Raw genomic sequence first — 15,473 nt, 5'->3', positions numbered from 1 at the left:
TATTTATGAAAAAAGTACTATTTACAGGTATGCTACTATGTTCTTTTGCCTTTTTGTCAGCACAGAGTATTACAGATAAAGACCTGAAGGAAATTCAGTCCGGCTTTAAAGAAGATGCTTCTACTAAGGCTATTCAAAATATTCTTACCACAAATGCTAACATTACGGCTAATGCACTAAACCACGAGTTGCAAGGCAAAATTGATCATTATTTCAAATATAGAGTAAATGTAAAAGGTATAACTGATCAGAAAAGTTCAGGCCGTTGCTGGATGTTTACTTCAATGAATGTCATTCGTCCGTCGATAATGACAAAATATAATCTGAGTGAATTCGATTTTTCACATAACTACTTATATTTCTGGGATATATTCGAAAAGTCCAATTTGTTTTTAGAAAATATAATTGCAACAAGCAAAAGTACTATGGACGACAGAACTGTCGAATATCTTTTTAAATCTCCTGTAGGAGATGGAGGGGTGTGGAATCTGTATTATAATGTCGGCGAAAAATATGGAGTAGTTCCTCAAAGTGTGATGCCCGAAACTGCTCATTCTAACAATACTCGTCAGATGGTCGGACTCGTGAATGAATGCTTGCGTGCAGGTGCATATAGCCTGAGAGAGCAAGCAAACGGAAAGAGTGCAAAAGATATGAAAGCAGCAAAAAATACTATACTGAAAGATGTTTATCGTATTCTCGCTCTTTGCTTAGGAGAGCCTCCTGTTGAATTTACATGGCGCTATAAGGATAAGAATGGGGACATTAAAGAACTAAAGAATTATACTCCTGTGAAATTCTATAAAGAAATAACCCCTGCCGATTATTCTCCTGACAATTATATAATGGTGATGAATGACCCGACAAGAGAATATTACAAATTATATGAGATTCAGAACTATAAAAATACTATTGAGGGTATCAACTGGCTTTATCTTAATTTGCCAAACGAAGATATAAAGAAAGCTGCTTTGGCCTCCATTAAGAATAATGAAGCCATGTATGCGTCTTGTGACGTAGGGAAACAACTAAACCGTGAATCAGGAATCTTGGATCCTTCTATGTACGATTATCAATCCTTGTTAGGTGTAAACTTATCTATGGATAAAAAAGCGAGAATCTTAACCCGTCAGAGTGGTTCCAGTCATGCGATGACGCTTATCGGATGCGATACAGACGATAATGATAAACCTGTGAAGTGGGAGTTTGAAAATAGTTGGGGCGCTTCTTCCGGTAATAAAGGTTATCTTACGTTTACCGATGATTGGTTCAGTGAATATATGTTTCGCTTAGTGGTGCACAAGAAATATTTAGAAAAGAAGGCTATAGATTGTCTTTCTCAGAAGCCTGTTCAATTGCCAATGTGGGATTATATGAATTGATTTATTAGCCTTTCTCTGCTTACTAAATGTAAATTAGGTTTGATGTATATAAATTGAGGCGTTAGCTGGATATGGAAATGTTAATTTTTATGGATATAATAAGTTAAAAGGCCGTGTTTAGTTAATGAAATTTATAAAAAATATGTTTTATAATATGTTTTTAAATTTGGAGAGGCTTTGTAATTGTCGTTCCTTTGTATCGATAACCAAACAATCTTTATTTACCTTAAAGCCTAATACCTAATTTAACTCACACATAAGAGGAGGTTTCATTCAGAAGCCTCCTCTTATGTCTTTTAGTCCTTAATGAATTTTACAGCAGTCCAGTTGTCCTTTATTGTGTTGTGACAGAATCTTAAGTTGTGCTTATTACATTCTTCTGCTATCACAGGTATATCTTCTTCATAGAATCCACTCATGTAAAGCGAACCATCACGATTAAGCACAGAGCTGTATGTTACTATATCATTTAAAAGAATATTGCGGTTGATGTTTGCCAGTATAACATCGAAAGTTTCGCCTCCTAACAAATCTGCTCCGCCGATTTCTACATCTATATTGTCTATGTTATTCAATCTTAAGTTCTCTATCGCATTATCATATGCCCATTTGTCAATGTCGATAGCTGTGATAGGGTCAGCACCTCGCATCGAGGCTAGTATAGCCAATATTGCCGTACCTGTACCCATATCGAGAACGGATTTCCCCTCGAAGTTTTCTTTCAGAATCTCTCTTATCATCAACTCGGTAGTCTGATGATGTCCTGTTCCAAAAGCCATTTTAGGATCTATGAAGATATTGTATTCGTAGTTGGCAGGCGCTTTATGGAATGTGCTTTGTATGATGCACCTATCCTCTATAACCAAGGGCTGGAAGTAGTTCTTTTCCCACTCTTCGTTCCAGTTCTTATCTTCTATTGACTTGAAGGTATAATTGATGTTTGCTTCTATCGGAAATTCTTGCAACAATTCATCAAGTTTCACTTTGTCGAATAAGTTACTTTGTATGTATGCAGTGGTTCCATCTGTGTCTTCAACAAAACTTTCAAATCCCATTTCGGCAATAGTAACAGATAGAATACTGTTAACTATTTCATTGTTTGGGGTACAAATAAATTTTACTTCAATATAATTCATGCTTTTTTTCTTGCAAAAGTACACTTTCTATTTGTAAAAGCCCTATATGAAATTGTAGATAAATCATTTTAATAAAAGGAATACTTGTCTTTGTCTTTTGTTGTCAGATATTAACTTTTATTGTATCTTCGCCGCGCGATATATAAATAAACTAAACAATTTCCAAATTTAACACTTTTATTATGAGACTATTATTCTTAAATCTTGCTGTTTTTTGTGCCTTAACCTTATTTGCACAAGAGCCTCAGACAAACGAGCAAGTGACAGAACCTCAAACTGTATTGCTCGAAGAACAAACTGAAACAACAGTTGTTTTAGCAGAGAAAAAACAATCTGATAATGGTTTTCTTTCTCATTTAAGTATTGCCTTTAGAGCTTCTACTATGGGAGGAGGACTTCAGGTTGCAACCCCTATCAACGATTACTTTAAACTACGTGCGGGTATAGATTATTTTAACCTCAAGCCAAGTTCTTCTTGGAGTATTGGACTGGAAGATGATTCGAACGGAAGTTTTGAGAAGGCTTTTGGATATATCCCGGATTATAAAATGAAAGGTAAAGTCAATTTCACAAATGGGAATGTCTTGGTAGATTTTCATCCTACTAAAGGCATATTTCATCTTACAGCCGGAGTATTTGTTGGTACTAATAAATTAAAGGCTGAGGGGTTTCTTGCCGATATGGACGGAAATCCGGCTGAACTGAAGGCTGGAGTAACTGAATGGCCTAATATTGATTTTGATGGACATCGACTAACATTGAATGATGCTAATCTGGACGCAGAGCTTCAATTAGGAAAGGTTATCAAACCTTATTTTGGATTGGGACTAGGACGTGCGATTGCTAACAAGCGAGTTAGTTTCAAATTTGAACTAGGTGTTATCTATCAAGGTAAATACTCTCTTAAGCAAAATGGGAAAACTGTGGATGTTGTAAAAGAGGCTTCTGAGAATTTTGAAGATATAGATACTTATACAAATATATTGAAGTGGTGGCCTATGATGAACTTCCAGCTATCATATAAGATATTCTAATAAATAGTATCTTAAAACAAATAAAGAAAAGCCACTCTGAAAAAGAGCGGCTTTTTTATTTTGTGATATATTTATATAAAAAAAAGAAGCTATCAAAAAAAATGATAACTTCTTCTCAACCGGGTGAAAGACGGGGCTCGAACCCGCGACCTTCGGAACCACAATCCGACGCTCTAACCAACTGAGCTACGATCACCGTGTTTGCAATTGCGGTGCAAATATATGTATTTTTATTATAATAACAAGGGTTATTGCCGAAAAAAATCAATCTCTTTACCTTTGTTGAAGCCAATATTAAGACAATCAATATTCTATCTGTTTCTGTCCGATATTTTTTTATTTATATATGCTCTCAAGGTTAGTTATAGATAATGTAGTAATAATTGAGAGAGCCTATTAATCAATCGATTTACAAATAGTTAGTATAATAAAAGTCTATATTTGATTCTTAATATAAAAATACATTATCTTTTACATCTCGCTCAATACCCAATAACACTTTTCCCATTAAGCATTTTCTTATATCTGGTTAATGCTTCGATGTAATAATAATCTGCATAGTTGATCGAAGCATCAATTTCCGATCCGTTAGGCCAATGTCCTGTAGAGTGGAGTAGGAGAGATGGCTTAGTTTCACGACTTTGGTATTTGTCTGATGATAATTCTATCAACATATTAGTTGCAGCCTCTTTATATTCTTTTGCTTTATCTGTATTATCCTCTAACTGAGATAATTCTAATAGAGCCGAAGCCACTACAGCTGCTGCCGAAGCATCTCTTGGGGCGTTTGGTATTGCAGGATCATCAAAATCCCAAAATGGAATATATTCACCTTTGGGTAATCTGGACAGATATAAATCAGTTACTTTCTCTGCAAAACGCAGGAATCTTTTATCCTGAGTTTCGCGATAAACAAAAGTATAACCATAAATAGCCCATGCCTGTCCACGAGCCCACAAACTACGATCTGCATATCCCTGATGTGTAACGCCTTTTATAAAATCTCCTGTTTCCGGATTATATAGTGCAACATGATAGCATCCTCCATCTTCGCGAAAATGATGATTCATTGTGGTTTCTGCATGTTTGGTTGCTATATCATATAGCTTCTTGTTTCCTCCATTCTTTGCAGCCCAATAAAGCATTTCCAGATTTATCATATTATCCATAATGGTATTAAAAGGAGCAAAACGTCCATTATCTACTTCTCGTGGCCAAGAAAGAATAGTTCCCACTTTAGGATTGAAAAGCGTTGCTAATGTATCGGCGGCATTTAATATTATTTGCTTGTAATCTTCTCTGCCAGTCAAACGATAACCGTTGCCATAGCTGCAAAATATCTGAAAGCCTAAATCATGATCGTAGGCAGACAAAGTAGTTAATGGCTTTAGTAGATCTGTATAATGCGTTGCAGTTTCAAGATCATCTGTATTCTTTGTGTTTTCGTAATTATACCAAAGAGTACCCGGCCAAAATCCGACTGTCCACTCACTGATTTCGATAGGAACAAGCTTCCAATGATTGAGACTATCCATTATATTGCGAGGCATCATATTCTTTCCCGAAATATCAGCTATACTCTTGTGAATCTGAGTCTCGCAATAAGATAATTCTTTGTCTACATCTAATAAATTATCTTTTTTTTCTTTGCATGAAGACAACAAGAGGATAGCTAACGGCAAAACCATTAGTCGTTTTACAAGTTTCATAATATAATATTTTTAGATTATTTCTTTTTTATATATTTTTATTTTTCAATTCTAAACCAATCTACATCTATCCACGATCGCTGCGTGTTTTTCGTTTTATTGAGAATAAACATACCTGTTTTAGCTCCAATCCATTTTCCCTGTTTTGCCTGAAAAGATTTTCCTATGTTTTGATATTTTTTTCCATCGGTGCTATACGAAAAAGTGCATAAACCTCCATCTTCTACTTTCATTCTGAAATAGAAATCAACATATTCCAATTTAGTCTGATAATTATATTTCGTTTCAATTTTTAGTCCGTTTAAGACGACTCTTCCCAATTCTTTTTCAGGAGTTTTTTCTTCCGCATCGATACAGAATATTTGCTCCAGTTCATAACCGTTTGCAGTTTTCATTAATGCGATGTATGAGTAATCCCAACCCATCATAATCAGTCCGGCTTTGTCTCCTTCATTTTGCAATACAGCTGTAGTTTTCATTGTAGCGGTAAATTCAGGAGCCGGTAGTTTCTGCATCAATAGATTTGGTATATTCCAAAAATTGACGAAGTCTTCGGGGTAATACTGTCCGTACATTCTATAATATCCCATTGATGAAGCATATCCCCATAGTTGCTGAGGGTTGGCATGCCACGACCATTGGAGCCCTAGCTTAGCAGAATTAAACTCATCGCTTTCGACAGGCGTTTCAATCGGGTATGTCTTACCCACATTTGGTTTTTTGTAATTCGAAACGGGTTCTCCGCAATAGTTTTTATCATTAATGCCCATCACAGGCCAACCATCCTTCCATGTTACAGGTTGCAGGTGAATAATGCGACCATAAACTCCTTTGTCTTGAAAATGAAGGAACCACCACTCTCCGGTCTGTGTCTGAACAAGACCACCTTGATGTGGGCCATTGATATTTGTACTTCCTTGAGCCAATACTTTCATCTCTTGGTATGGGCCATAAATGTTCTCCGACCGTAAAGCAATCTGCCATCCCGTAACTACACCTCCGGCAGGAGCCAGCAAGTAATAGTAGCCATCTTTCTTGTAAAACTTACCGCCTTCGGTTGTATGATTACCATCGTCTAATCCATCATAGATTAAAGATTCTTCGCTGATAACCTGTGTTCCATCTGCGTTTAATTCGCAAAGAGTCATTACACTATTCAGATTAGCACGGCTTCCTGCCCATGCATGAACCAGATATGTTTTACCATCGTCGTCAAACAATGGGCTCGGATCAATTCTTCCTTTGCCCGGCAAAACCAGTATCGGTTTATCCCATTTGCCAAGTATATCTTTGGTTTTTACAACATAGATACCGAAATCGGGATCGCCCCAATAGATCATATACTCGCCATTATGATAGCGAATACAAGGAGCCCACACACCCTTGCCATGCTGTGCCTTATCGAAAAAGCCATCGGGAATGCCATCCAGTTTCAGATCGGTGAGGGCGTAATTGACAATTCGCCAGTTAACCAAGTCTCTTGAGTGTAGAATAGGAAGTCCGGGTACACAATTAAAACTTGATGCTGTCATAAAATAGTCGTCGCCTACACGAATTACATCAGGATCGGAGTAATCGGTATATAGAACAGGATTCTTATAAGTCCCATTCCCTTGATCCGCTGCCCAGACGTCAGAATGATAAGGACTCTGAGCATGGAGAAAGCAAGAGACGAATAAACTGAATATTAAAATTGTTTTTTTCATTCAAAAAGACAGTTTATAATTATTTCGGTTGTTCGTTATAGCGGATAATCATTTCACCATACTTACCTTTTTCATAAGATGTTTGCTTTCCATTTACAACAAGTTTCGATGCTTTATTCTGAGGTAGTAAATGAAGTTTTACAATTGGTTGCCCCTGAAGAATAACGTTGGCTACACCATTGTTAGTTTCGAGATTCATGAATACTTTCGACAAGCTACTGATAACAGTATTATCGGGCTTACGAACATAGCTTCCGTTAGCAACGAAACAATTATTGAATTTCGAACTGCTTTCTCCTTCTTTATAAGTAAAAGACAATATATACGAATCGGTTTCCCATCCATCAATAACATTGTGGCTATTGCGGTGCATAACTCTCCCATCGGCAAGGAGATTAAGATATACATCTGTTACTTGCCCTTTTTCAGTTACACGTACACCGATCATATCATTTCCTTGCAGTCTTTCTATTTTAGGTAGCCCATGACGCATCTCTTTGGCACTCGACATTCCCTTCCAACCTGCACCTTCAATCGGTTTGTTCTTTTCGTCCAATAAGATGATAGCTGTAATGAACTTGGTTTGGCGAGATGATTCGTTCGGGAAAATAGAATAATAAGTTACCATCGTTTTAGGATCATGATCTTTCACTCCGGTACGCTCTTCAATCCTCATCTTTTCAGGAAAATCGTGAGGATAACCATTCGGAAGAGTTTCAGGGAATAGTGGACGTACCAATACCGAAGCATCTCCATCTGTTACTTCCATATCAATACCTTTTTTCTGAGCCTCTGACGATGTGTGTAGCAACCATTCGAATTTACCGGGTTCGTATGCTTTCAAGTCATCAATAATAAGAATTACGTTGCCGACCCAGAGTACATTACGATAATTACGTAAGAAATAGCGAGATGTAGGGCCTGTGGCATCGGCCAGTATGTATTTTAGATTTCCGGCATCCATTAAATGATACAAGTGTCCGGGAGTTTTTACTGCATGATATTGGTCTTGTGGCTCTTGGGCTTTACCATTAAACAACACCACATTATGAGCTTCGCTTCGTACCGAATAACTGCTGTAATATGGGTTTCCGTAGTTTACGTTACCTCCATCTATCAAGAGATTTTTTCCGTTATGGAATAAGATGAATGAACCGGCATCGGCATGAGCATGATTCCATGTATAGCCGGACTTGATTCCAAATAAGGTTGCATTGTCACTCCATGACGACCGCATTGATGCCCATCCCATATTACTATATATAGCCGATAGAGGCAGGTTGGGATAGATAGTCGATTTTGATATGATAGGGCTATATACCAGCCCTAAAGGTGTGTCGACAGAGAAGTCCTCTCTTATCTTTCCTTTAGTTGTCTGCGTCAGATACCATTCGTAATTCTTATTATTGAACCCTAATGCCATCATTAGTTTAATCGGTCGTTCCCCATTGCTGGTAATGCTACCATCTCCGAAATTCATCGACATTAATTGTCCGTTGTTAGGATAAGACATCTGAATAAACCAATCCATGGTATTTTGTAATAATCCGTCGTAGCTGCATTGGATAGCACCTACAGCATTAGTCCATGCCAATCTGAAAAGCAAATACTCTCCGACACCAAAATTGGCATAGCCCAGACTTTCATAAAAACCGCCATCAGGATCAAAATTAGAGGGTTTATTTTCCAATATACTTCCATTAAAGGCAAACCACTCATCTGCGGCTTCGAGCATATCTTCTGCCCATCCTTTTGCTTCAGGTATTTCTGTCATAACGGCCAGAGATGCTATACCTGCTTTGAATACCAATGAACTCCACCAGTTGTGCCCCATCGAATTGATTGTATGCAGGCGCTTATCGGTAGAAGTCCAATCGTCGAGCGATGGTTTTATTCCCAGTTCGACAATACGATTGGCCATTTCTTTTCGCTCTTGTGGACTAAGTATATCATAGATAGCATCGAATACATTGGCCGACAATCCGCTGTTGTGGGCTGTACCCAGTGCCGAATTCCATCTGGGAGTCCGGTCGTCTAATTGCTCCCACGCATTTCGTTTTAATAGATCTTGCAAAATTCGTTTGGCTTGTTCTCCATATTTCCTTTCTCCGGTCATCCGATATACAAGACTTAGCGCTTCCATATCTCCTCCCTTGCCGGATTGTACTACTTCGTCTGCTTTTTTAAGCATATCTGACCAGGCCGCATGGGCTTGTTGATCTTTCTTTATTTTTTCTTTTGTTTTTTCTATCTGTTCGTTAGCATAATACAGATATGGATGTTGCTTTACTTTCTTTATATATTCTTTTGCATATAGCGATGGTAACAAACAACAGCCCAGAAGCACTATGGCTATAAATCTTCTTTTTAGTATTCTGTCCATGGTATTATTCTTCTATTTTAATTTTTAACTTTTTATCTATATCAAACTGATCTACTTTGCTGAGGATAACATCTGCTTCAGATGGTTTCTTAACGGATATCTGATTTAAACTCAGATTGCCGACATTGACAGCAATTATAGAAGTACGTGGTTCTTCCTTTTCGGAAGAGAATGAAGCATTGCTAACCTCTATATTTTCTACATTGCGTATAAAAAGCCCATAGCTTGGCAGGTTAGCCCAAACCGTAGGCTGAGGGTAGCCTTTTTCATCTTCCGTCACGTATTTGAATGATTCTATATACTTTTCTAATTGCAGATCTTTAGCCATATCGTGGCGAGTTTTTGCAGATTCATCCATTTGACGAAAATTCCCTTGCTGTAATCCGCCTTTGTTGATAAAATGAATGTTGCTCAAATAAATATTCTGAATCTTAGCTTGAGGTATACCTGTTATTGAAGAACAAAAGTTGCCAGTATTGTAGGCTGTTATGTTACTTATCTGTATATTCTTCATCTTACCTATGAGTGGGGTAGGAGCTTCTGCTAAATGCTTGCGCCCTCTGTTGGCAAGCCTCACGTATAGCGGACATTCTGTACCTTCGATTAATATGTTGTTAATAGTTACTCCATCCATAATTCCGCCATCTACCACTTCGAGCGAGATAGCTGTTATACCGGAAGGTGTAGATTTTATTATGCGATCGCCTTTATTTTGGCTGGGCTTTATTATACAATCGGAAATTAGAATATTCTTATACCCTCCTGTCGATTCGGTTCCACATTTAATTGCATTGGCATAGCTGCTTACAATACAATTATTGATAATAATATCTTCACATGGAGCTGTACCTGTGCTTTTGAGCACTATGCCATCGTCATCGGAGTCTATTATACTATTGGTAAGTATAAACCGGCGACAGCCGTCTATGTCGATACCATCGTTGTTGCCGTTGGCATGATTGAAGACATATATGTTGCTGACAGTGACATCTTCACAATTGAGGTAATGTTGGTTCCACATAGCAGAATTATACATGCTGATACCTGAAATATTCACTTTCTTGCACGAAATGAAAAGTATATTGCGTGGCCTGCCATCAAGGTCGCCTCCAAATTCTTTTATCAGCCCTCTTCGTTTTTTGCCTCGCCCATCTATAGTGCCTTTACCTGTAATGCTTATGTTTTCGGCTTCTTGTGCAAAAATGAGAGCAACCCATCCTCCGGCATCTTTTAACGAACGATAATTGGCTTGGGGCATGATCACGAAATCATCATTATTATCGCTGGCTATCAGACGAGCTCCATTTTCTAAAAATAACTCTACGTTACTTTTTAGCAGGATTGTTCCTGATTTGAATTTTCCTGATGGAATAATAACTCTGCCTCCTCCATTCTCATGGCAAGTATTGATCGCTTTATTAATAGCTTTGGTGTGAACAATGGTTGTATCATTTGTAGCACCAAAGTCCAGTATATTAAAACTATCTACCCCTCTGCTCCAACAGAGTGCGGGAGCAAGAAGAGAAAGCATAACTATATATATTGTGAAACTTTTCGTCATTTTTCTTTTATTTTATATTCCAATATACTACATAGCGCTGATGATGTACATTGTGTATTGGTTCTAAACTGATATTATCTTTTACAGATTTAAAAACAAGCTTATTTCCATCTACCTTTACTATTGATTTGGAGAGATTGTCTCTGTCTACTTGCAACGATGTTTGCATATTTGCAGGAACATGATAGTCGTAAGTATAGTAATCGTTGTATAATGTAGGATCTGAAAATGGAGCAGGCGATTTCATACCATCTGTACCCATCATTCCTGCTAACACCAAAGGTCCATACATGATAGCTGCCATATCCGGATTGTCATTAGTTTCGGCAATATGCAGATTCATTGGGTAGCGAACCTCTATTTTGTCTCCATTTTTCCATGTTCTATCTAAGGTGATATAGCTCGATGGAGTTTGTTTTATGTTAACTTTCTTCCCATTGACTTTTACCTCAACTTTCGAAGCCCAATACGGATAGCGCAGATATATAGGCATGCGAGTTGTCTTATCAGTTGAAATGGTGAATAATACATTCTCATCATTTGGAAATTGTGTTTCTTGTTTTATACTTATTCCCCGCTCTTTCCAAGTCAACTCAGAAGGAATAAACAGATTAACGTAGACTCCTTTTCCATCGTTGTAGTAGATTGCTTCCCCATATTTTGCATGATTCTCGAAGCCTGTTCCTACACAACACCAAAATGAGTTTTCGGGTGTGCTATATACTTTATGTGCTCCGGGTAGCATGGGCAGAAAGTATGCTACCATACCCGATTGGGGATCTTGCTGTCCTAAAATATGGTTGTATAGTGCCCGCTCATAATAGTCGGCATATTTAGGATTGGCATCCCAGCAGAAAAGGTGACGAGTGAGTTTGAGCATATTGTTCGTGTTGCAGGTTTCTTGCGTATAACCGGTAAGGTTTTTTGATATACTATCAGACTGAATAAACTTTTCTTTGTGGCTATTGCCTCCTGTACAGTAAGATTGATGATCTACTACCGTGTTCCAGAAATAATGAGCTATATCTTTAGACCGTTCACTGTTATTTAATTCGTAGTTGCGGGCCTCGCCTATTACTTTTGGAATAAATGTATTGGCATGTTTGAAATAAAATTCATCCTTCTTTTGGGCCAATGCGTCTATTACGGCAGCATGATAGAAATATTCAGCAAGGAATTTATGCTCTTCATTACCTGTTATTGCATATAGATTATAAAAGGCTTCGTTGACTCCTCCAAACTCGTTGCGTAACATCAGAGTTCTTTGCTCTTCGGTCAGTGGAGACAGCTTCTGATATGCCCATGATGCAGCTTTACTTACAATATCCAATGCTTGTTGGTTGTTACAATACAAATATTGATCAATCAGCCCTGCATAAATTTTGTGCAGTGTGTACCAAGGTGCCCATACACTTTTACCTTCTATATTACGATTTATAAGGTTCTCTGAATAAGCGCTGATATAGCCTTTTTGTCCCATTTGCATAAGAGTGTTTTGTACATCAGCCAAGCCTTGTACAAGGCTATCTGCTTTTACTTTATACACGTCATCGCCTGTTGTAGCATACAGATAAGCCAAGCCCGACATAATGTGCCCTGTTGTATGTCCCCGTAGTTCACAGTCTAAAGATTCCCAACCTCCGAGTTTTTTCACAGTCATATATCCTCCTTCGCGGCCGGCATATGTTCCTGAAGTATTACGAAAACTATGTAACAGGCGATCTACTCCGAGAGAAAGTATCCATTTCGATTCGCGTTCCATATTTTCTTTGAATCGGGAATCTAATAGTTTTACATCTTGCATGTCGAAACTATATGCTTTGATTTCGCCTTTTATTTCTTTTGAAATTTTTGTTCCGTGTTGACCCGGATAAACAGATTGAGCCGACAATATATTTGAGGCTAAAAATAATGATAGTGTAAAGAGTATTTTTTTCATATGTTATTAAGTATAAGTTATTTCAATTTGCAGACAATGCCTATCGAGCTTTATCCTTTCCGGATATGGAAAGGCATCGTTCTGCGCATGTATAATAAATGACAAAAAGATGAAAATGATTGATATTTTAATAGCTCTATCATTATTCTATTTTGCTTTTATTTTATAAATTTTATCTTTTTGGGTTTCAAATACATTCAGAAAGTATTCGCCATCTTTGGTCTGAGTAGAAACTGCTCCCTGCACTTCGATAGGGGAAGAAGTTCTCAGTGTACATTTATTACCTAAATTAGATTTTATCACAGCTTGTTGCAACAGTCCATTTTTCCATACAATGTCTACTTCAAAATTACCTCTGGCTTTTAGACCTGTTACTGAGCCTTCTTTCCATGTATCAGGAAGCGCCGGCAAGAGATGTATTTCTTTAAGGTGACTCTGGAGAAGCATTTCCATAAACCCTGCTGTTGCACCAAAGTTGCCATCAATCTGAAATGGCGGATGTGCATCGAAAAAGTTTGGATAAGTTCCTCCTATTTGGCCATGTTCCGAATTAGGGTCCACATAATTCATTATGCCCCGAATCATTTTATACGCATGGTTACCATCCAAAAGTCGGGCTGCGAAGTTGATTTTCCATCCGCGACTCCACCCTGTACCTTCATCTCCACGTATTTCGAATGTACGCTCGCAGGCCTTCGCCAGTTCAGGTGTGGTAATAGGCGAGATCTGGCGTCCGGGGTGTAATCCAAACAGATGAGATAGATGACGGTGGTGAGGATCCTGATCTTCAAAATCTTTACTCCATTCTTGTAATTGCCCCTGCGATCCTATCTTATAGGGCAGTAATTTGGCACATTTCTCGGTTAGCTGCTTTCTGAAGTTTTTATCAATGTTCAGTATTTCGCTGGCTTCTATAAGATTGGTAAACAGATCACGTATTATAGCAATATCCATTGTAGAACCCTCTGTTACCGAATATCGTTCTCCTTTATCTGTTACAAATATTGCTTCGGGAGAGGTTGAAGGAGAGGTTGTCAGATGTCCATCTCTTTCGACTAACCAATCTATGGAGAATAGTGCAGCTTCTTTCATAATAGGGTATGCTACATCTTTAAGAAACTCCTTATCGCCCGTAAAACTGTAATGTTCCCACAAATGCTGACACAACCAGTTGCCACCCATATACCAATTTGCCCAATTTGGATTTCCATCACCTAAATTTCCAACAGGTGTACTCAATCCCCAAATATCGGTGTTGTGATGAGCAACCCATCCTCTGGCTTTATAGAACTCTTTAGCTGTTATTTTTCCTGTTTGTGACAATCCTTTCAGAAATTGAAATAGAGGCTTATGCATTTCCGAGAGATTGCCGACTTCGGCCGGCCAATAGTTCATCTCAGTGTTGATGTTGATGGTATAGTTAGAGCTCCATGGCGGACGAAACTCTTTGTTCCATAACCCTTGCAGATTAGCAGCCGAACCGCCGGGACGGGAAGAGGATATTAATAAATAACGTCCGTACTGAAAAAATAAGGCTTCTAACTCAGGATCGTAATTCCCGTAAGAATACAGTTTTAGCCGCATATCGGAAGGTAGTTTGGCATTTACATCCTTTGTTACTTCATTGTTGGGGATACTTAAAGTTACTCGGTCAAAGTATTTCTTATAATCTGTAATATGATCTGCCTTAATACGATCATAGTGCTTTGATTCGGTCTTTGTGATATATCTAAGAGAGATAGTCTTTTCATCTTTTCCTTCGCTATCGGGGCATTTGTCTAAGCCATTGAAGCTGGTTGCTGCCGATAATAATAGGGTTACACTGTTTGCATCTTTGATATGTATTCCTTCAGAATTGCTAATTATACTTCCCCCATCGGGTATGGCCTTTAGAATCATCTGAAAACGCATGCCGTTGCATCCGTTTGTATCTTCTTGAATGACAGGTTGCCTGTCCGCTTTATTGTAATAGCTGGGATCAACCCGTGCAGGTGCTTTCCCCTGCATTACTAATTGGTTATTTCCTTCTGCCAAAACATTATTCTTCAATAAACTTGTTAGTGACAAGTCTAAGGTCAGTTGCGCAGGTTTTGAAGCTGTTATTCTTATTACCATCACGCTATCGGGTGCAGATGTAAATATTTCTCTGGTATATCGTACTCCTTTGATTTCGTATGAAGTAGTTGCTACAGCAGTATTTAGGTTTAAATCACGATAATAATATGTTGGGGCTCCTTCGTCTTTATATGTCTGTCGAATATGCAGATCGCCCATAGGCATAAAACTTTCGGTATAATGTCCTTGCATTTTGCGACAAAGCTCATCAGCTAACTTATAATTCTCATCTGCCAAAGCTTCTCTTATCGGTTTCAGATATTTATAAGCTTCCGGATTTATATTATTCTTTTGTGGTCCTCCCGACCAAAGGGTACCTTCATTGAGTTGAATCAATTCATTGTCAACATTGCCAAAGATCATGCCACCTATAAATCCATTGCCTACAGGTAAAGCCTCAACCCAGTGTTTTGCAGGATTTTCATACCATAACTTAAGGTTTTCCTGCGCTAATATTTGAGCAGATAATAAGAGGACAGTTAACAAGTAAAATATTTTTCTCATGGTA

General features: G+C 38.1%; 9 protein-coding genes and 1 tRNA gene. 2 read left to right on the top strand and 8 right to left on the bottom strand.

Annotated features, from left to right (window positions below):
• Positions 1-5 precede the first annotated feature (5 nt).
• Positions 6-1,382, top strand: coding sequence for a C1 family peptidase (locus tag BGC7_RS03355; protein ID WP_050700237.1), 1,377 nt, complete (start codon positions 6-8; stop codon positions 1,380-1,382).
• Between the two features lie 296 nt (positions 1,383-1,678).
• Here BGC7_RS03355 and prmA read toward each other — a convergent pair whose 3' ends face one another.
• Positions 1,679-2,518, bottom strand: a complete 840-nt coding sequence (gene prmA, locus BGC7_RS03350) for a 50S ribosomal protein L11 methyltransferase (protein ID WP_050700155.1) — start codon at positions 2,516-2,518, stop codon at positions 1,679-1,681.
• Between the two features lie 182 nt (positions 2,519-2,700).
• On the opposite strand from prmA, the gene BGC7_RS03345 reads away from it, so the two are divergent.
• Entirely contained in the window at positions 2,701-3,552 is an 852-nt protein-coding gene (locus BGC7_RS03345; RefSeq protein WP_050700154.1) for a hypothetical protein, read from the top strand.
• 121 nt (positions 3,553-3,673) lie between these two features.
• Here the strand turns inward: BGC7_RS03345 and BGC7_RS03340 are convergent.
• The 7 genes from BGC7_RS03340 to BGC7_RS03310 all read right to left on the bottom strand — a co-directional run bounded on the left by BGC7_RS03340 (position 3,674) and on the right by BGC7_RS03310 (position 15,469).
• Positions 3,674-3,749, bottom strand: a tRNA-His gene (locus BGC7_RS03340).
• Between the two features lie 285 nt (positions 3,750-4,034).
• On the bottom strand, positions 4,035-5,261 hold the full coding sequence (locus BGC7_RS03335) for a glycoside hydrolase family 88 protein (protein WP_050700153.1): 1,227 nt from the start codon (positions 5,259-5,261) through the stop codon (positions 4,035-4,037).
• A 38-nt stretch (positions 5,262-5,299) separates the two neighbouring features.
• Complete coding sequence (locus tag BGC7_RS03330; RefSeq protein WP_050700152.1) at positions 5,300-6,967, bottom strand: glycoside hydrolase family 43 protein; 1,668 nt, start codon at positions 6,965-6,967, stop codon at positions 5,300-5,302.
• A 19-nt stretch (positions 6,968-6,986) separates the two neighbouring features.
• On the bottom strand, positions 6,987-9,350 hold the full coding sequence (locus BGC7_RS03325) for a heparinase II/III domain-containing protein (protein WP_050700151.1): 2,364 nt from the start codon (positions 9,348-9,350) through the stop codon (positions 6,987-6,989).
• A 4-nt stretch (positions 9,351-9,354) separates the two neighbouring features.
• Positions 9,355-10,911 carry a glycoside hydrolase family 28 protein gene (locus tag BGC7_RS03320; protein ID WP_242034392.1) on the bottom strand — a complete coding sequence of 519 codons (1,557 nt, stop codon included), beginning with the start codon at positions 10,909-10,911 and terminating at the stop codon, positions 9,355-9,357.
• 7 nt (positions 10,912-10,918) lie between these two features.
• A complete protein-coding gene (locus tag BGC7_RS03315; RefSeq protein ID WP_050700150.1) occupies positions 10,919-12,850 on the bottom strand; it encodes a glycoside hydrolase family 127 protein in 1,932 nt (643 codons plus the stop codon).
• A gap of 147 nt (positions 12,851-12,997) precedes the next feature.
• Positions 12,998-15,469: a glycoside hydrolase family 95 protein gene (locus BGC7_RS03310; protein WP_050700149.1), complete on the bottom strand. Its 2,472-nt coding sequence runs from the start codon at positions 15,467-15,469 to the stop codon at positions 12,998-13,000.
• Positions 15,470-15,473: the final 4 nt, after the last annotated feature.

The organism is Dysgonomonas sp. BGC7 (assembly GCF_001261735.1).
In the GTDB taxonomy this organism is placed as follows: domain Bacteria; phylum Bacteroidota; class Bacteroidia; order Bacteroidales; family Dysgonomonadaceae; genus Dysgonomonas.
Note: the sequence above shows the minus strand (reverse complement) of the source record. Positions and strands in the feature narration are given on the sequence as shown.

Excerpts from the sequence above, each read along its gene's own strand:
- BGC7_RS03345 (WP_050700154.1), top strand. The coding sequence starts at position 2,701 with ATGAGACTATTATTCTTAAATCTTGCTGTTTTTTGTGCCTTAACCTTA.
- BGC7_RS03310 (WP_050700149.1), bottom strand. The coding sequence starts at position 15,469 with ATGAGAAAAATATTTTACTTGTTAACTGTCCTCTTATTATCTGCTCAA.
- BGC7_RS03355 (WP_050700237.1), top strand. The coding sequence starts at position 6 with ATGAAAAAAGTACTATTTACAGGTATGCTACTATGTTCTTTTGCCTTT.
- prmA (WP_050700155.1), bottom strand. The coding sequence starts at position 2,518 with ATGAATTATATTGAAGTAAAATTTATTTGTACCCCAAACAATGAAATA.
- BGC7_RS03315 (WP_050700150.1), bottom strand. The coding sequence starts at position 12,850 with ATGAAAAAAATACTCTTTACACTATCATTATTTTTAGCCTCAAATATA.
- BGC7_RS03320 (WP_242034392.1), bottom strand. The coding sequence starts at position 10,911 with ATGACGAAAAGTTTCACAATATATATAGTTATGCTTTCTCTTCTTGCT.
- BGC7_RS03325 (WP_050700151.1), bottom strand. The coding sequence starts at position 9,350 with ATGGACAGAATACTAAAAAGAAGATTTATAGCCATAGTGCTTCTGGGC.
- BGC7_RS03330 (WP_050700152.1), bottom strand. The coding sequence starts at position 6,967 with ATGAAAAAAACAATTTTAATATTCAGTTTATTCGTCTCTTGCTTTCTC.
- BGC7_RS03335 (WP_050700153.1), bottom strand. The coding sequence starts at position 5,261 with ATGAAACTTGTAAAACGACTAATGGTTTTGCCGTTAGCTATCCTCTTG.